This window comes from Bacillus sp. KICET-1 (assembly GCF_027721405.1).
Lineage (GTDB): Bacteria > Bacillota > Bacilli > Bacillales > Bacillaceae > Bacillus > Bacillus velezensis.
Window position 1 is genome coordinate 605,466 of record NZ_CP113515.1, and the last position, 17,985, is coordinate 623,450.

Consider the following 17,985-nt stretch of genomic DNA (forward strand, 5'->3'; position numbering starts at 1 on the left):
TATTATTTTAACAAAAATAACTTCAGAGGGCTTGGTTTACGGCGAAAAAAGAATATGGAAGAAAAAAAAGACCCCGGGATATTCTCATTCTCCGGGGCTTTGAAACTGTTAATTTGTATTTTGTCCGCCGCCGTTCAGACCTTCTTTAATCAGCCCGTTTACTTGGCTGTTCATCAAAAGTCCGATGTGTCCGACACCGTGAATCTGCACGTTTTTCCCGCCGATCAGCCGTGACAGCGGGTTCATGACGATTAAGTCCGCTGAGCTGTAAATCGATGTATATAAAATCTTTTGGTTCGGATCAGTCCCCGGAAGCGCCCGGTTGGTCACAAGGCCGTTCGCTCCGCCCAGTGTTACGACGTTTGCGATTTTGTCTCCGCCGTCAAGATTTTTAATGTAATAGAGTGTGTTGGCTCCGCCCATGCTGTGCGCGACGATATCGACTTTACTCGCACCTGTTTCGCTGAGCACTTTTTTCACGTAATTGGACAGTCTCGGCGCATTGTGTCTGTTGTTTCCGGTTTTGTCTAAGAAATCAATGGCGTACATCTCTTTTCTTGACCAGCCTTGGGATGCCAAGTATGTTTTGATTCCCGCGAAGTTAAAGGACGCCCCGCCGATTCCGTGGACCATGACAACAGGGTTATGCCCTGAGGAGGCTTTCGATACGGTCGGCTGGAAGGCAAATACGGAAATGACGGACAGCATACAAACTGTAAGGATGACTAGGATTTTGCTTTTTATATGTTTCATGAACTTTCCTCCTGCTATGTAATATTTTTGCAGTTTTCATTCTATTAGAGGAGAAAAGGAAAAAATAGTGTATTTTTTACTGTTTTCAACAATTAAAAAAAGAGCGGAAAAATGAGAAAGACGCCCCTTTCCCGAAAGCACGCTTATGCTTTAATACGGCATACCAACAAAGGAGAGAACACCCGGTTCTCTACTCCTAGTACTCATTGAAATAGGTTTGAATCCGCTTAGGATCATGCGTTTTTGTCAGCGCAAGCATCAGAAGAATCCGCGCTTTTTGAGGGTTGAGAGAGTTTGAAGCTGTCAAATGGTCTTTTTCATACTCTCGATTAGGTGTTACCGTTCCGTTTCCCGTCCTTGTGGAGCGGACGACCGCCAGCCCGCTTTTGACCGACTTTACGGCGCCTTTTTGGGCCTCATCAGACATTGAGCCGTTTCCCGGGCCTGCAAAAATAATGCCTTGCGCTCCTGATTTTACGGCGGCTTCAAAGAGATAGCTTCCGTCATTTTGATAGCCGTATATAATATCGACCTGCGGCAGTTTATCAAGTTTATCTATCTTGAAATCTGTATCCTTCGTATGCTTTCGGGTCATGATGTTATTAAAATAGACGTCATCAGCAATTGTTCCGATATAACCCATTTCTTCCGATTTGAATGTGTCGGCCGCGGTTGTATTGGTTTTTGTCACATAGCGCGCCGAAGCGATTCTGTCATTTAATACGACAAGCGTCCCCTTGCCTTTCGCATCAGGCGCAGCCGCTGTTTTTACAGCGTTATATAAGTTGGACGGCCCGTCCGCTCCGATCGCCGTGGACGGCCGCATTGACCCGGCGACAACAACGGGCTTGTCACTTTTGACCGTCAGATTGAGAAAGTAGGCGGTTTCCTCAAGTGTGTCTGTTCCATGTGTAATGACAATGCCGTCTGTATCATCAGACTTGAGCAGCTTGTTTACCCGTTTTGCAAGTTTCAGCAGTGTCTCGTTATTCATATTCTGGCTGCCGATATTCACAACCTGTTCTCCGCTCACATGCGCGACCTCTTTTATCTCCGGAACGGCCTGAATCAGGGCATCAACTCCGATTGCCCCCGCCCTGTACTCCGTAGCGGACGTCTTCGAAGGAGCAGCGCCTGCAATTGTGCCGCCGGTGGCAAGAATTTTAATATTCGGAAGTCCGTCTTTTTTCGCAGAGGCTGCGGCTGCCATCTGGGGCGGTGTTTCTTTCGTTTGAGGAGATTGGGAGCAGCCGGCCGCGATGAAGAGCAGAGCCGTGATAAATGTAATGAAGGGCATGAATTGTTTTTTCATTCTTTTCTCTCCTTTTCTTTATTTATGAAGATTTTCCTCTCACCGGTCAACGCGCTTGTCAGGCAACCTTCCGAAGAAAATAACCGTTAAAAATTCTTGACACCGTCATGCGAAATCCAGATAATAGACCAGTCACTATATTTTAAATTTGTCACAAATCAGTAAGGTGGGAACATTATGAGCTATGGAGATTCTCGTGAAAAAATCCTCGCCGCGGCAACCAGGCTGTTTCAGCTTCAGGGGTATTACGGCACGGGACTGAATCAGATTATTAAAGAAAGCGGTGCGCCGAAAGGTTCTCTTTACTATCATTTTCCGGACGGCAAAGAGCAGCTCGCCATTGAGGCTGTCAATGAAATGAGCCATTATATCCGTATGAAAATAAAAGAAAGCCTTGATGCCTATCCTGATCCTGCGGAAAGCATTCAAGCGTTTTTACAGGACTTATCACGGCAATTCACATGTCCGGAGAATTTTGAAGGGTTTCCTGTCGGTTTACTGGCTGCCGAGACTGCTTTAAAGAGCGAAAAGCTCCGGCAGGCCTGTCAAAGCGCTTATCAGGAATGGGAGAATCTGTTCGCGGGCAAATTAAGATCAGCCGGTTTTTCTGATGAGAAAGCGGCGGAAATCAGCACTGTTTTAAATGCCATGATAGAAGGCGGCATCATTGTGTCCTTAGCCAAAAAAGACAAAATGCCGATCCTCCATATTTCTAAACAAATCCCCAACCTGCTGAAGACATAAAATACGAGAGACATGTACGTATAGAAAGAGAGGAGAATGATTTTGGAAAACGCTCAGCCTTCCAAACAATATAAAGTCATGCCGATCATGATTTCTTTGCTGACGGCAGGGTTTATCGGCATGTTCAGTGAAACGGCGCTGAATATCGCCCTGACTGATCTGATGAAGGAGCTACATATCACTCCTGCGACCGTCCAGTGGCTGACGACGGGCTATCTGCTCGTTCTCGGTATTCTTGTGCCGGTATCAGGTCTGCTTTTGCAATGGTTTACGACGAGACAGCTGTTTATCGTTTCACTCGCTTTTTCCATTATCGGCACGCTGATTGCAGCGCTTGCGCCGAGCTTTCCGTTTCTTTTGGCGGCAAGAATCGTGCAGGCTTTAGGAACCGGGCTGCTGCTGCCGCTGATGTTTAATACAATCCTCGTCATCTTCCCGCCGCATAAGCGCGGAGCGGCGATGGGGACGATCGGGCTTGTCATCATGTTCGCTCCTGCGATCGGTCCGACGTTTTCAGGGCTTGTGTTAGAGCATTTGAACTGGCATTGGATTTTCTGGATTTCCCTGCCGTTTCTTGTGTTGGCTCTTTTATTCGGCATCGCCTACATGCAGAACGTGTCTGACATTACAAAACCGAAAATTGACGTGCTTTCCATTATTCTGTCTACGATCGGGTTTGGCGGCATCGTATTCGGATTCAGCAATGCGGGCGAAGGATCAGACGGCTGGTCAAGCCCGACGGTTATCGGTTCACTCACTGTCGGTGCGATCGCGCTCATCTTATTTTCCATCAGGCAGCTGACAATGAAGCAGCCGATGATGAATCTGCGCGCTTTCCGCTATCCGATGTTTGTTCTCGGTGTCGTGATTGTGTTTATCTGTATGATGGTTATCTTATCGACAATGCTCCTATTGCCTATGTATTTACAAAGCGGACTGATGCTGACGGCGTTTACGTCCGGGCTCATCCTGCTGCCGGGCGGTATTTTAAACGGCTTTATGTCTCCGGTGACGGGACGTCTGTTTGATAAATACGGGCCGAAGTGGCTTGTCATTCCCGGATTTGTCATCACGGCAACTGTGCTTTCGTTTTTCTCAAACATTAACGGCGCTTCTACGGCGCTTCTGATTGTCGCGCTTCATACATGCCTGATGATCGGCATTTCCATGATCATGATGCCGGCGCAAACGAACGGCTTAAATCAGCTGCCGCCGGAATTTTATCCGGACGGAACAGCCATTATGAATACGCTCCAGCAGATGGCCGGCGCAATCGGCACTGCGGTGGCGGTCAGCATCATGGCGGCCGGCCAGAAAAATTATATGAGCACCGCGAAAAACCCGAATGATCCTTCCGCATACTCTCACGCGCTGATTGCGGGCGTCCAGCACGCCTTTATCTTCGCGATGATTGTCGCCGTTATCGGCTTGATCAGCGCTTTCTTTATGAAACGGGTCAAAGTGAATCATTCATAAGAAAACAGCAGGCTCCCCGTGAGTCTGCTGTTTTTTTTATATACCGCGCGCTTCAGCCAGTTCATCAATCGCATAGATCAGATCGTCAGCCGTGTTATAGAAATGAGGCGCCAGCCGGATGATTTGTCCGCTGGGTGCGCATACGATGTTTTTCCGCCTCAACAGCGCAGCCGTTTCCGCCGCTTTTTCATCCCGTATGGAAATCATGCCGGGTCTGTCATCGGCAGACGGCGGCCCTGTGAGATTCAGTCCTTTTTCAGAAGCGTATTCATACGCAAATGCGCTGAGTTTTTTTACTTCCCGGTGAATGCGGTCTGTGCCGGCATCGTTTAATAGAGATAAAGCCGCCTGTGCCGCATATATGCTGATAAATGCCGGGGTCCCGGTCTCAAAGCGTTTGGCTCCGTCCGCATAAGAAAAACGGGTTAAATCCAGCATCGACGCCCGCTGCTGCCCGAACCACCCGGTGACTTTCGGCTTCAGCCGTTCGGCAAGTTCCTTTCTGACATAAAGAAACGCCGTTCCCGGTATGCCGAGCATATACTTTCTCGCACCCGCGGCCAGCATATCAACTCCCCATTCTTTTACATCAATCGGGATGTGCCCCGCCGATTGATAAGCATCGACAAAAAGAAGCGATCCCTTCTTTGCGGATATCTCGGCAATGCGCTTCATATCCTGGACAAACCCCGACGTATATGACACATGGGGCACACAGGTGAAAAGCGTCTGTTCCGATATGTACGTCTCATACCGCTCTAGCGGGATCATTCCATCTTCAGACGGCACGACTGAAAGCTCCATCTCAGTCTGTGCCTTCAAAATGTGGGCGATCGCCGGAAAATCCAATTCCGTATACACCGCCTGTTTCTTTCGGCAATCCGGTAAAGCAGAAACGACGGCAGAGACAGCAGCCGTTACTGAAGGTAAAACGGCGATTTCTTCAGGATGGGCGCCGATCAATTTCGCAAATTCACACCTTGCCTGCTCCGTACGTCCAATGGCTTCTTCCCAGTTTCCGCCATGCTGAAGCAGGCTTTCCTGGTAGTCATTGATCGCTTTTGAAACCGGCAGGGCAAGAGCGCTTTGAGAGCAGCTGGCGAGCATCGTATGTGTGCGGAGCGCCGGAAATAAAGATCGGTATTGCATCAGAGGCGAATTCAAGACATGTTTCCCCCTTCGGCAGGAATATATGTCCATTATAGAGTATGGTAAAAAGAAAAGGAGGGTTTTATATGGAGAAAAAAGTATTGCTGACAGGCTTTGACCCCTTCGGCGGGGAAACTGTCAATCCTTCATGGGAAGCGGTCAAACGGCTGAACGGTGCCGCTGAGGGCTCCGCCTCTATCGTATCCGAACAAGTGCCGACCGTTTTTTATAAGTCTCTTGCCGTGCTGCGCAAGGCGATCAAAAAGCATCAGCCTGACATTATCATCTGTGTCGGACAGGCAGGCGGCAGAATGCAGATCACGCCGGAACGGGTCGCGATCAATCTCAATGAGGCGCGCATACCGGATAACGAAGGAAACCAGCCTGTCGGGGAAAACATTTCTCAAGACGGTCCCGCGGCCTATTGGACCGGCCTTCCGATCAAACGGATCGTTGAGGAAATCAAAAAGGAAGGCATTCCCGCGGCTGTATCCTACACGGCGGGGACGTTTGTATGCAATCATCTCTTTTACGGCCTGATGGATGAAATCGCCTGCCATCATCCCCACATCCGCGGCGGGTTTATACACATCCCGTACATTCCGGAGCAAACCTTGCAGAAGTCTGCGCCGAGCCTCAGCCTGGATCTCGTGACAAAAGCGCTCAAAATCGCCGCGGTGACCGCCGCGGCGCATGAGGACGATATTGAGACCGGCGGAGGCGAACTTCACTAAGCTGCAGACGGCGCCTCGGCCCATTTCTTCCGGTAAACGATGCGGGACAGCGTCACACTGATTTCATAGAGGACAAGCAGCGGAATCATAACGAGAAAGTCAGACATAAAATCCGGAGGCGTAATCAGCACAGAGACGACGATCAGCACAAAATACGAAAGCTTCCGCGCCTTTGCCAGCCGGGTTGGATTCACGATTCCGAGCCGTGTCAGAAACATGACGGCCAGAGGCATTTCAAATAAAAATCCGAACGGCAATGTAAGATTCAGCATAAAGGTAAAATACTTGTCCGCCGTAAATACCATGTCAAAATGGCCGGCGGACAATTGTGTTAAAAATCCGAGCACAATCGGAAACAGCACAAAATACCCGAAGGAAATTCCGATGATAAACAAAACCGAAAGCCCCGGAATGTAAAGCAAAGCGGCGCGGCGTTCAAACGGGGTCAAGGCCGGCGCCGTAAAACGCCAGAGCTGAAAGGCCGCAACCGGAATCGTTGCCGTAAGGGCCCATATTCCCGCAATCATCATATACACCCATAAAATCTCGCTCGGCCCTAAAACGGCCAGCCTGCCATCCAAATCCTTGATCAGCCAGTCATAAATATCCTGCACAAACCAGCAGGCGCCGATAAAACACACGAGAAAGGCGATAACGGTTTTAATGAGACGCTGCCGGACTTCCTCTAAATGCCCGATCAAGTGGGTTTCTTTTTTATCCAATCGTACATCCTCCTTATAGAGAAAGAGGCAGAAGCGGATTCGTCTGCCCCCATGTCAGGATTCAGCCTGCCGTTTTGTCTTTCTCAGCCGTCTGCTTGTCCGGCTCTTCATTTGAGACCAGTGTTTTTGCGGCGCTTTTAAATTCAAGCAGCGTGCGGCCGGCGGCACGGCCGATTTCCGGAAGCTTTGAAGGTCCGAAAATGATGAGAGCGATGACGAAGATCAGGATCAACCCGGGAATGCCGATATTTGAAAACATGAGTGTGCCTCCTTATTGTGAGATTTTGGCCCGTTTCTTTCTCATTTGCTTTTCATGCGCATTGTTATGGGCGAAGAAACGATCCTCTTCCACCTCGTTTGACTGCTTTAAACCGCCTGCAACCGCCGCTTGAGAGACCTTCCGAATCCCCGTCTGGTCTTTCTGATAAATGAATGAAGCCCGCGTGGATACCTCAGCCCCCGGCTCCGTCACGTACGGCACCACTCTGTAATCCGCTCTCCATTGGGCAGGGGTCACCGTACAGCGGACATAGCCGCGGTAATCGTTGAAAAACTTAATATGCGGGTTTTGTTTTAAGATCTGATCCGTATCGGCCCGTTTATCCGCCCCGTTTCCTCCAGATGTAATGGAAGTCCCGACGAATTCGGCTCCGAAAATCTTTGAATTCGTTTGGTTAAAATCGGTATGCAGGTTTGACGCCCAGCTTGCGTGAACATCACCCGTCAGCACGATGACATTGTTCAGGTTTTTGCTTTTTATAAAATTGATGACCCGCTCCCGCTGCGCCGGGTAGCCGTCCCATGAATCCATGCTGTATATCGGATTGGCGGTTGTTCCGAAATTCCATTGCGCGAAAAAGATTTGCTGCGCCAGCACATTCCACTTCGCTTTTGAGGCGGCTAAATTGCCGAAGAGCCATTGCTCCTGTTCTGTCCCCATCAATGTACGCTTCGGGTCTCTCCACTCATCAGAAGGCGGCTTATTCCCGTCGCCGTTGGCCTGATCATCTCTGTACTGTCTTGTATCAAGCACATTGAACAATGCCAAATTGCCATAAGAAAATTGCCTGTACAGCCGCATATCAGGACCGTTCGGCAATGACATGCGCCTGAGCGGCATGTGTTCATAATAAGCCTGATAAGCGGCGGCCCTCCTGAGCACAAACGCTTCCACGGATTGGCCTTTTTCAGGGATAATATTGGCATAATTGTTTTCCACCTCATGATCGTCCCACGTCACGACCCACGGAAATGCGGCGTGGGCGGCTTTCAGATTGGCATCAGAGCGGTATTGGGCATGACGGTTGCGGTAATCTGACAGTGTATACACTTCAGCGCTGCTGTGCGTCCTGACATTTCCTGTTTTTGACACATATTCGTTCGGTCCGTATTCATAAATGTAATCTCCGAGATGGAACACGAGATCAAGCTTTTCCTTCGCCATATGTTTATACGCCGTATAATAGCCGTGTTCATACTGCTGGCATGAGGCAAATGCAAACGTCATGGCGGATACGTCAGCGCCGGGAGCGGGCAGCGTTTTCGTCCGGCCGACGGGACTGAGCTCATGCCCGCTTTTAAACCGGTAATAGTACACTTTATTGGGCTTGAGCCCGTCCGCCTCGACATGGACGGAGTGTCCGAGATTCGGCTTGGCCATTTCCGTTCCGCGTTTGACGATGTGACGGAAATGTTCATCAGTAGCGATTTCCCATTTTACCGGCACGGCCTGCTTCGGCATGCCGCCCCCATTCAGCGGGTCCGGGGCAAGACGCGTCCAGAGAATGACGCTGTCAGACAGCGGGTCGCCGGAGGCTACGCCGAGGGTGAACGGATAGTTTGAAAATTTCGGAGCGGCATTCACTTCAAACGCGCCGATGGATTGCGCGATCGCTAACCCGAGGGAAAGACCGGCGATTTTCCCGGCGCCCTGTATAAATGCGCGGCGGTCAAACGTATTGTTCTGAAAGCTTTTGTTCTCCAATTCCTTGATCCATTCATCTAAACGGCCGTCATGTGTCATGTCAGTTCCCCTTTCGTCTCATTGATCGCCCTTATTATAAAAAAGAAATGTTAAACCGCTATGAAGAAGTGTGAAGGGTTTGTAAGGCTGAAAAATGGACGGCGGGAGACATTTTTCACATTGTTTCGACAAACCTTGCCCCGCCGGGAGAAAACCCCCTCTGTTTCTTTTTGGCTTGTCATCCGTCAAGCGCACTTTTTTCCTATTTTTCTTCACAAAACATTAAAAAAACACCGTTCATTCTAAGAACGGTGCGCCCGGGATTAAAATGTATTGTACACGTTTTCGCACGTCTCACCTGTCGGCTGATAGAAGCAGTGGGATCTGAATCTGGCGACAAACGGCTGGCCATACCAAGTCTGCGGGCAGTTGCCCGGCGGCTTAAAATACCACAGGCTGAATTTAGCCGGCCAAAACCGTTCTCCGTTAATGTTCCTGCGGGCAAGCCTCCGCTCGGATTCACGCGGTCTCTGGTAAAAGTATCCGTGAGTCACCGCTTCAAACGCGTGCGGCTGAAACACCATCTGCCTGATGGTGCGCAGGCCTTTAAAATCAGAACAATTCGCCCGCACCCTATTGATTCCCACATTGCCGACCAAAAGCATTCCCTGCTTCCCTTCGCCTTCCGCTTCCGCCCTGAGCAGCCTTGCCATTAGATCGACATCGGCGCTCGACGCTTTTACGACTGCCATCATGACACCTCCCGTATTTTCTCCTTTCATCATATTCAGCAGCGGCCCAGTGATGACAGCCAAAAGCCAGAAAACAAATGTTCACGAAAAAAGGGTTTATATTTCACGTTATGAGGAAACATACTAACATGATTTCCATAAGGAGGAATTCGCATGGAACACATTAAAGCGCTTGCCATTAAAGGCATTATGACCATCATTATTCTGTATCTGATACTCGGCTTAGGTTTTCGCTTTACATTCGGCGACGTGCTGCTGATGACCATTGTGCTGGGAGCCGTTTCCTACTTTACGGGCGACTTGTACGTGCTTCCGAGATGGAATAATATCACGGCGGCGTCCGCTGATTTCGGAATCGCGTTTCTTGTTGTCTGGCTGATGGGAATGCCGCTGTCCATGGGCATTTCCGGGGGAAGACTGGCGTTTGCCGCCCTTATTTCCGCCGTCATCATCGCCGTCGGAGAATATTTTTTCCATATCTATCTGATGAGAAAAGACTTGGGCGGGTCCCGTTTTTTAGAACCCCGGTCCGAATAACGTAAAAAAGGCCGGATAACGGCCTTTTTCGTTTGATTTCACTAATCAATATGCTTTCTGATAAAATGCAGCAGCGTGTTTCCTTGAGCCGTCAATATGACGCCCTTCGCGCCGCACTTCGGACAGGGCGTCCCTTCCTTCTCCTGGCCGGTTCCTTCACAATGCGGACACGTGAGCTCAAGATCGTCGGTTGCGATCACCATGAATATCCCTCCTTTTTTGATTGTCTGTCCGTCTCCATTCACTTTCCATGGCCATCACCTCCTTAACAACACAAAAAACCCCGTCCATCAAAGGACGAGGTTTTCGCGGTGCCACCTTTATTAACGGCTGAAGAGCCATTCTCTCAAAAAGTACAGAAACACACGGTTTCAATACTCCTTTCTTGATAACGGGGAAAGAATCCCGGCACCGCCTACTGTCATTTCAGCGCAGCAATTCAGAAGCCCATTTGGCACCGGACGGGGATCGGTTCACAGCGGCCACCGACTCTCTGAACCCCGCGCGCTGATGCGTACTTACTCTTCCTCAGCATTGTTCATCCGTTCTTTTATTTTAAAATGTATCATACGCTGTCATCCGGCGGAAGTCAATAACCTTTCGGATTGGACAGGCCGAGCATGTCCCGCGCCATTTGCATATGCTCCTCTTGCCCCGTCTGAAGCGCGAATTTCGCCGTTTCCACGGGATAAGCGGCCTGCCATTCTGTCACATGCTCCTGCATTTTCGGCCAGACGCGCCCGCCTTCAGCTTCGTAGCTCTTCATCAGCCGTTTTGTTTCTTTTTCTCCTAATATCACTTGATAAAGGACAAAATCCTTGGCCGGATCGGCAACCTTTGCCTCCGTCCAATCGAGGAGACCCGTCACACGCTGATTTTCGCCGATCAAAATATGCGGAGGATGCAAGTCGCCATGGATCAGCGCGGAAAAATCAGGCCAGTACGAACTGTCATTTATCCACGTTTGCCATCTTTTCCAAAGCGGCTCTGAGACCCCGATTTCTTTTTTTATGTGATCCATTGATTCCGCCGCCCTTTGCCTGACGTCATCCGGTTTTATGATTTCAATTCCGGATCTGGAGGCCGCATCCGGGTCTGCCCCGTGCAGCTCAGCTAATGACGCGGCAAGCGAGCCGACAAAACCGTCTGAAGGCGGCTCGTGTTCCATATTCCAGACATACTGTTTCTTATCCAGATCAATTGCGGCAGCGGGTATTCCGTCCAGTTTCGGATAAGCGATCAGTTCCGGTGTATGAATCCGCCAATCGGGCACTGCTACCGCGGCATGGCTGCGGAGAAACGCGAGAACGCCGCTTTCTGCAGCCGCTCTATCGATAACATCGGGACGGCGCGGCTTTCGGAGCACCCATGTCATGCCGCTGTCATCTTCAGCAAATACGACTTGGAAGTCCATACCCGTTTCATTTATGTCCGCCCCTTCATATTTTAACCGTAAGCCATTTTCCTTTGCGATGTTCAAAACGGATTCTATTTCCCTTTGTTTTGTCATTTCGTTTCCCCATTTCCCTTATTTACTGACACAGAGCTTCGCCTGAGGCGGAGGAGAAAGAGATATGTGAAGACGCCAAAAAGAGGGCGGCATAATCGCCGCCCCCTCACTATTACTGTCAGGTTCCTTATTCAGGCAGACAATCCCGGTTTCCTCCGCGCTCAAGGCAGAGACTTTGACACTATTTCATTAGTGCGAAAACCGGAATTTGATCAGCCATCAGGATCCCTCCGTTCCTTCTTAGTTAACATTATTTTACACAAAAACCTTATATACGTAAACCCTATTTATCAGCTTACCGGCTGCCTCCGCTGACAAATTTTGATCCTTCACGTAAATCTTTCGCCTCCAAAAAAAAGACGTGAATGAATTTTTTCATATTTACTTTAACCGGAGAAAGCGGCACGGTTTCCTTAGCCTGCATTTCTTTCATTCTCTTGCTGACAGCGGGGAAATCAAAGAATTTCGAGGCGTAATATTCAAATTTGGGGTTTGAAAAATCAGTTGTGCCCAATGAGGCGAAATGGTTTAACGAATGAATGACGGCCCTTCTGATCCGCTGTTCCGAGGCTTTGATTTCTCTGTTAACCTCAGCTTGTGCCGCCGCAGGCCCCAGCTTCCGGATGGCGGCGTTTGTAAACATCTGCTTTAAAGACGGGATGTTTCTTTCCGCCTGTTCATCCTCAAATAAATAGTGAAGGACGGCCATGAGGTCATGCGCCCCGCTTTCTCCCACGATGCCTAATTCCGATAAAAGAAATTTTCCTGTTTCTTTGATTGATTTCTCGCGCACACTCCCTGGCCCGCTTTTTTTCGGCTCATTCCGCTGAATAAGACGGCTTAACGAGTGTTGGATGTCGCCGATCGACGTTTCCAGTTCAATCCGCTCTTTTACTTTTCGCAAAACGGTGACGATCTCGATTTTGTTGATCGGTTTATGGATAAAGTATTCGATGCCGAGAGAATAAGCTTCTCCCACCATTTCCTTTGCCTCCACCTGCGATATCATCACTGCTTTTCCGTTGTACGACCCCTGAAGATGCCGGATCGTCTCAATCCCGTCCCGACCCGGCATCAGCAGATCAATTAATAAAATATCGACTTGTTTGAAATGGAGATAATGCCCTTCAATCTGGCTTCCGTCCTCTGCCTCACCGACGACTTCGCCTAAGTCCTCGTCCTCAATCATCTGTTTTAAAATGGAACGGATCGCCCGGTCATCATCAGCTATAAAAAAACGCATATTATGAGTTCATCCTTTCTGCAATCAAATGCTTCACCGGCAGTTTAATCGTAAATATGACGCCTTTTGGCTTGTTATGAAAGGAAATGTCTCCGTCAAGTTCGGTTACGATTTCCTTCACGTATGAAAGCCCAATGCCCGTTGAAGGTGTGCCGAATTCATCGTATTTGGACGTAAATCCGGGATCATAGATTACCTCTCCGATTTTTTCCGGGATGCCGGGACCGTCATCTTCCGCCTCAAATTCGGCCATCTCCCCCTCAGCCCTGCGCAGCGCGAGGCGGATCTCACCCCTGTCACCCATGGCTTCGACGGCATTGGCGGTCAGGTTATTTAAGATCGACAGGACGGTAAAGACGTGATAATCGGGGTGTTCTCCTTCAATCACGCTTTTGAATTGAATGTCTTTGCCTAAAGATTCGGCGTATTTTTCATTGATGCGGATAACGAGGCCGACCAGATCGGCGGCATTCATGTAATCCCGGAATCTCTCATTTGAAATCAGCTTCGACAGACCGGCGAATATTCGCTGATTGTCTTTTTTCACTTCATGAATTTCTCCCGCAAGGCGCAGCATTCGGCTCCCGAGCTCCCGGTCGTTCCCGCTCATTTCCCGATACAGCTGATAGGATTCTTTCGTCACATGCTCCGTCGTTTTTAACGTTTTTTTCAGATGAATCGTTTCTTCATATAAGTTAGACACAATCATCAGCATGTGCTCATGCTGCTTTCTCGTTTGTTTTTCCCTGACCTGAGATTCGTGCAGCTTCATCACGTTGAAAAAACTCAGCACAATAAATGTGTGAGAAACAGCGATAACCGCAATATCCGCCAGCTTGTCCGGCATCATAATCTGCTTGCCGCCGGAAAACTGAACCGTCATTTCAACGGCATCGGACGCCATTTCAATGAGAAAACCGAGAAACCCGATCATGAGCGGCCGATCCCAAAAAAGCCTGACCTTCAGCACATAAAACAAACAGGCATATGTAAAGTAAAAAAAGAAACTGGGATATTGGCTGAAAAAAGCCGCCGTAAATCCGGCATGCTCTCCCCCCCAGCACGCCAGGCCGATCCGGAATGCCACAACGGCTGCACCTGTCAACAGCCCTGACAATACCGCCGGCACATGCCGAAGCAGCAGAAGAAAAAAGAAAAAAGCCGGGGCGCCGAAGCTGATCCGATATACCTCATTCAGGGGGTAAAATTTCAGTTCCCCCGCCAGCGGCACGGTGATCAGCATAAGGGCGAAAAGATAGCCGTCTTTTTTCAGTAAATAGTCGAGCCTGATCACAATCACTTCCTTCTTCTGTCTATTTTGAACAAGACCGATACAGTCCGCAAATTTCTTTAGACCCGAATGGCGGGACGCTCCGGCTGATTTATAAATCTATCGGCTTATTTTAAGAATGATTTTGTCGTATTTTGTATGATTCTGTAGATGTCATTATACATTAACATGGAACACGCTATTTTTGAAAACGTTTTCCAAGACCGGTTTCCGCTTCGGACAGGCTTGCAATAGAGGAGGAATGTTATGAAAGATATGGTCAGAGAGCGCCTTGAAAAAGAGGAACTGGCTTCACTTTTACAAGATTGGGTCGAGCATTACCGACCGTTTTCCGTCAATGGAAAAAGCGCAAATTATATACCCGCCCTCGGAGAAATCAACGACTCTCAGCTGGGCATTTGTATATTAGAGCCGGATGGCTCAATGATTCATGCCGGTGAATGGAATGTGCCGTTCACATTGCAGAGCATCTCAAAAGTCATCAGCTTTATTGCCGCCTGCATGTCCAGAGGCATTCCTTATGTGCTGGATCGTGTGGACGTGGAACCGACGGGTGATGCGTTTAATTCTATCATCCGGCTTGAAATCCATAAACCCGGGAAGCCCTTCAATCCGATGATCAATGCCGGCGCCATTACCGTCGCCTCGCTGCTTCCGGGTGAAACGGCGCATAATAAATTAGAATATCTCTTTTCCGTTTTTGAAAAATTAATAGGAAAACGGCCTCACATTCACGAGGAGGTCTTCCGTTCTGAATGGCAGACCGCACATCGGAACAGAGCGCTCGCCTACTATTTAAAAGAAACGAACTTTCTCGAGGCGGATGTGGAAGAAACGCTTGAAGTGTATTTAAAGCAGTGCGCCATGGAGAGTACAACCGAGGACATCGCTTTAATCGGATTGATACTTGCCCATGACGGCTACCATCCGATCCGACGGGAACAGGTCATTCCGAAAGATGTCGCGAAACTCGCCAAAGCCCTGATGCTGACGTGCGGGATGTACAATGCGTCAGGCAAATATGCGGCTTTCGTCGGCGTCCCGGCCAAAAGCGGGGTATCCGGCGGCATCATGGCATTGGTTCCCCCAAGCGCCAGAAGAGAGCAGCCTTTTCATAACGGCTGCGGCATCGGCATTTACGGTCCGGCCATTGATGAATACGGCAACAGCCTGACCGGCGGCATGCTGCTGAAACATATTGCACAGGAGTGGGAGCTCAGTATTTTTTAATCAAATGAACCAAGAGGTGATTGGATGCAGGAATTCCTTGAAAATGTAATCGGCTCGGCAAATGATTTTTTATGGTCAAAACTGTTAATCGTACTGCTTCTTTCTCTGGGACTGTTTTTTACGTTCAGATCAAAGGGTCTGCAAGTCCGCATGCTGAAGGAAATGATCCGGGTTTTGAAGGAAGGCGCGGCCGCCCGGACAAAAAACAGCATTTCCCCGTTTCAGGCATTTTGCATCAGTATGGCGGCGCGTGTCGGAACCGGGAATATTACCGGAATCGCCATTGCGATCGCACTCGGCGGTCCGGGCGCTATTTTCTGGATGTGGATTATCGCAGTCATCGGTTCGGCTTCAAGCTTTGTTGAAAGCACGCTGGCCCAAATTTATAAAGTAAAAGATCAAAACGGATTCCGCGGCGGACCTGCCTATTACATGGAAAAAGGCCTGAAGAAACGCTGGATGGGCGCGCTGTTCGCCGTATTAATCACACTGTCATTCGGGGTTGTTTTTAATTCCGTTCAATCCAATACGATCAGCGTCGCCTTTCAAAACGCATTCGGCACCAGCCGGCTTACATTGGGCATTATTTTAATCTTGGTTTTCGGCGGCGTAATCTTCGGCGGCGTCAAACGAATTGCGAAAATGGCGGAATACATCGTAGTCGTCTTGGCCGTTTTATATATCGGTGTCGCTTTCTTTGTCATTCTGACGAACATCACCCAATTGCCCGGCGTTCTGTCGCTAATCATAAAAAATGCGTTCGGCATTGATCAGGCAGCGGGCGGCGCTTTAGGTGCGGCCTTGATGCAAGGTGTAAGACGCGGGATTTTCTCAAATGAAGCGGGTATGGGAAGCGCTCCGAACGCGGCGGCGACAGCTACGACGAGCCACCCGGTGAAACAGGGGCTCATTCAGGCATTCGGCGTCCTGACGGATACGCTCGTCATTTGTACAAGCACGGCGCTTATCATTTTATTTTCAGACGCTTATCACCAGCCGGGACTGAGCGGCATCGCGCTTTCTCAGGCCGCCTTGAGCGACCATATCGGCGCGTGGGCGTCAGGTTTCCTTGCCGTCTTAATGCTTTTGTTCGGCTTCAGCGCTCTGATGGGCAACTATTATTACGGAGAAACCAATATCGGATTTTTAAGCCAGAATAAAAAATGGCTGTTCATTTACCGCATCTGCGTGCTCGGAATGGTACTGTTCGGCTGTATTTCCAAAGTCCAGCTTGTGTGGGATATGGCTGACTTGTTCATGGGTTTAATGGTGGTCGTGAACTTAATCGCGATTTTCCTTCTGTCGAAAAAAGCGTTTGCCGCTTTGAGCGATTATGCCCGGCAAAAGAAAGCCGGAAAGGACCCCGTCTTTTACAGAGATGTGCTCCCTGATGATGACGGGATCGAATGCTGGGAGTATTCAGATATCGCGAAAAGCGCGAAAGGCAAAAACATTTCCTAAACAAAAGGTGTTCGGGCAGCGTCCTGAACACCTTTTTTCCGCCGGTTCATTGACAAAGAGAATAGCGTCCATTACCCTTTTTATATATTTTCAGTAAAGTCAGAAAGGAAGGCCTATGAATCCCATTACACAAATATTAAATGAATACCCGGTTATGATCATAGACGGCGCGATGGCAACCGAGCTTGAGCGGATGGGCTGTGATTTACATGACGATCTGTGGTCGGCCAAAATTCTTTTGGAGAGACCCGAACTGATCAAACAGGTGCATGCAGAATATTTTGCCGCCGGCGCTGATTGCGCGATCACCGCCAGTTATCAATCGACAATTGAAGGATTTGCAGCGCGCGGCATCCCGGAAACCGATGCGATACGTCTCATTCAGACATCTGTTGAACTTGCCGCACAAGCACGCGATGAATTTTGGGCGCATGAAGAAAACCGTTTACACCGGCCCAAACCTTTGGTCGCCGCTTCTATCGGACCTTACGGCGCGAGCCTCGCTGACGGCTCTGAATATCGCGGGCATTACGGACTGACGGAAGATGAGCTGATCAGCTTTCACCGCCCCCGGATGAAAGCCCTCATAGAATCCGGTGCCGATCTTTTGGCCTGTGAGACCATTCCGTGCCTGTCAGAAGCAAAAGCGATCACAAGGCTGCTGGAGGAATTCCCCGGCACTTATGCATGGATCAGCTTCAGCGCTAAAGACGGACGGCATATCAGCGAAGGCACGCCTATTTCCGAATGCGCGTCCCTGCTTGACTCCTGCAGCCAAATCGCAGCGATCGGCATCAACTGCACACCGATCGAACATATTCCGCCGCTGATAGAAGAAATCAAACGGGCAGCATCCAAACCGATTATCGCCTATCCGAACTCCGGTGAACAATATGACCCGGTGACAAAAACCTGGAAAGGCGCAGCGTGCGAAAACCATTTCGGAAAAAGCGCGCAAAGCTGGTACGAAAACGGCGTGAGCCTGATCGGAGGCTGCTGCCGGACGAAACCCGCGGACATCCAAGCCATTGCCGATTGGGCCAAAACCTTAAAAACAACTTGACTAATCGGAATAGTTTGTATATTCTATTCAAAAAGCCGGTTCGCC

The 17,985-nt window shown here is 49.4% G+C and carries 18 protein-coding genes and 1 other annotated feature; of the genes, 7 read left to right on the forward strand and 11 right to left on the reverse strand.

Annotated features, from left to right (window positions below; translation table 11 throughout):
* Nucleotides 1-108: 108 nt before the first annotated feature.
* A complete protein-coding gene (locus OVA33_RS03015; RefSeq protein ID WP_017419343.1) occupies nt 109-753 on the reverse strand; it encodes a lipase EstA in 645 nt (214 codons plus the stop codon).
* 196 nt (nt 754-949) lie between these two features.
* Entirely contained in the window at nt 950-2,065 is a 1,116-nt protein-coding gene (locus tag OVA33_RS03020) for a type II asparaginase (protein ID WP_017419342.1), read from the reverse strand.
* 177 nt (nt 2,066-2,242) lie between these two features.
* Here OVA33_RS03020 and OVA33_RS03025 point away from each other — a divergent pair, with 177 nt between their 5' ends.
* On the forward strand, nt 2,243-2,809 hold the full coding sequence (locus OVA33_RS03025) for a transcriptional regulator LmrA (RefSeq protein WP_017419341.1): 567 nt from the start codon (nt 2,243-2,245) through the stop codon (nt 2,807-2,809).
* 36 nt (nt 2,810-2,845) lie between these two features.
* Nucleotides 2,846-4,285 (forward strand): lincomycin efflux MFS transporter Lmr(B), encoded by a 1,440-nt coding sequence (lmr(B), locus tag OVA33_RS03030; RefSeq protein WP_007609218.1) that lies wholly within the window; start codon nt 2,846-2,848, stop codon nt 4,283-4,285.
* A 36-nt stretch (nt 4,286-4,321) separates the two neighbouring features.
* Here lmr(B) and OVA33_RS03035 read toward each other — a convergent pair whose 3' ends face one another.
* Entirely contained in the window at nt 4,322-5,449 is a 1,128-nt protein-coding gene (locus tag OVA33_RS03035; protein ID WP_025650178.1) for an aminotransferase class V-fold PLP-dependent enzyme, read from the reverse strand.
* Nucleotides 5,450-5,520: 71 nt separating this feature from the next.
* On the opposite strand from OVA33_RS03035, the gene pcp reads away from it, so the two are divergent.
* The gene (gene pcp / locus OVA33_RS03040; RefSeq protein ID WP_063636920.1) at nt 5,521-6,168 is read left to right on the forward strand and encodes a pyroglutamyl-peptidase I; all 648 of its coding nucleotides are present in this window, start codon (nt 5,521-5,523) and stop codon (nt 6,166-6,168) included.
* Here the strand turns inward: pcp and tatC are convergent.
* From tatC to OVA33_RS03060, 4 genes are all read right to left on the reverse strand, one after another.
* Entirely contained in the window at nt 6,165-6,890 is a 726-nt protein-coding gene (tatC, locus tag OVA33_RS03045) for a twin-arginine translocase subunit TatC (RefSeq protein ID WP_017419338.1), read from the reverse strand. The two genes, pcp and tatC, sit on opposite strands and share 4 nt — an antisense overlap.
* Nucleotides 6,891-6,951: 61 nt before the next feature.
* Nucleotides 6,952-7,149: a twin-arginine translocase TatA/TatE family subunit gene (locus OVA33_RS03050; RefSeq protein ID WP_003156681.1), complete on the reverse strand. Its 198-nt coding sequence runs from the start codon at nt 7,147-7,149 to the stop codon at nt 6,952-6,954.
* A gap of 12 nt (nt 7,150-7,161) precedes the next feature.
* Nucleotides 7,162-8,913, reverse strand: coding sequence for an alkaline phosphatase D family protein (locus tag OVA33_RS03055; protein WP_017419337.1), 1,752 nt, complete (start codon nt 8,911-8,913; stop codon nt 7,162-7,164).
* Nucleotides 8,914-9,176: 263 nt separating this feature from the next.
* Complete coding sequence (locus OVA33_RS03060; RefSeq protein WP_003156683.1) at nt 9,177-9,605, reverse strand: cell wall hydrolase; 429 nt, start codon at nt 9,603-9,605, stop codon at nt 9,177-9,179.
* 153 nt (nt 9,606-9,758) lie between these two features.
* On the opposite strand from OVA33_RS03060, the gene OVA33_RS03065 reads away from it, so the two are divergent.
* Nucleotides 9,759-10,142, forward strand: coding sequence for a DUF2512 family protein (locus OVA33_RS03065; protein WP_003156684.1), 384 nt, complete (start codon nt 9,759-9,761; stop codon nt 10,140-10,142).
* Nucleotides 10,143-10,183: 41 nt separating this feature from the next.
* Here OVA33_RS03065 and OVA33_RS03070 read toward each other — a convergent pair whose 3' ends face one another.
* From OVA33_RS03070 to OVA33_RS03085, 4 genes are all read right to left on the reverse strand, one after another.
* Nucleotides 10,184-10,345 (reverse strand): tryptophan RNA-binding attenuator protein inhibitory protein, encoded by a 162-nt coding sequence (locus OVA33_RS03070; protein WP_014416821.1) that lies wholly within the window; start codon nt 10,343-10,345, stop codon nt 10,184-10,186.
* Nucleotides 10,346-10,432: 87 nt separating this feature from the next.
* Nucleotides 10,433-10,683 (reverse strand) — a binding site (T-box leader).
* 48 nt (nt 10,684-10,731) lie between these two features.
* Entirely contained in the window at nt 10,732-11,652 is a 921-nt protein-coding gene (locus tag OVA33_RS03075; protein ID WP_065180914.1) for a macrolide 2'-phosphotransferase, read from the reverse strand.
* A gap of 295 nt (nt 11,653-11,947) precedes the next feature.
* Nucleotides 11,948-12,895 (reverse strand): glutamine utilization two-component system response regulator GlnL, encoded by a 948-nt coding sequence (locus OVA33_RS03080; RefSeq protein WP_017419335.1) that lies wholly within the window; start codon nt 12,893-12,895, stop codon nt 11,948-11,950.
* A gap of 1 nt (nt 12,896) precedes the next feature.
* Nucleotides 12,897-14,189 carry a two-component system sensor histidine kinase GlnK gene (locus OVA33_RS03085; RefSeq protein ID WP_017419334.1) on the reverse strand — a complete coding sequence of 431 codons (1,293 nt, stop codon included), beginning with the start codon at nt 14,187-14,189 and terminating at the stop codon, nt 12,897-12,899.
* A 243-nt stretch (nt 14,190-14,432) separates the two neighbouring features.
* Here OVA33_RS03085 and OVA33_RS03090 point away from each other — a divergent pair, with 243 nt between their 5' ends.
* The 3 genes from OVA33_RS03090 (at nt 14,433) to mmuM (ending at nt 17,940) form a co-directional block, all read left to right on the forward strand.
* The gene (locus OVA33_RS03090) at nt 14,433-15,416 is read left to right on the forward strand and encodes a glutaminase (protein WP_017419333.1); all 984 of its coding nucleotides are present in this window, start codon (nt 14,433-14,435) and stop codon (nt 15,414-15,416) included.
* Between the two features lie 24 nt (nt 15,417-15,440).
* Entirely contained in the window at nt 15,441-16,877 is a 1,437-nt protein-coding gene (locus OVA33_RS03095) for an alanine/glycine:cation symporter family protein (RefSeq protein ID WP_017419332.1), read from the forward strand.
* 115 nt (nt 16,878-16,992) lie between these two features.
* Nucleotides 16,993-17,940 carry a homocysteine S-methyltransferase gene (gene mmuM / locus OVA33_RS03100; RefSeq protein ID WP_017419331.1) on the forward strand — a complete coding sequence of 316 codons (948 nt, stop codon included), beginning with the start codon at nt 16,993-16,995 and terminating at the stop codon, nt 17,938-17,940.
* Nucleotides 17,941-17,985: the final 45 nt, after the last annotated feature.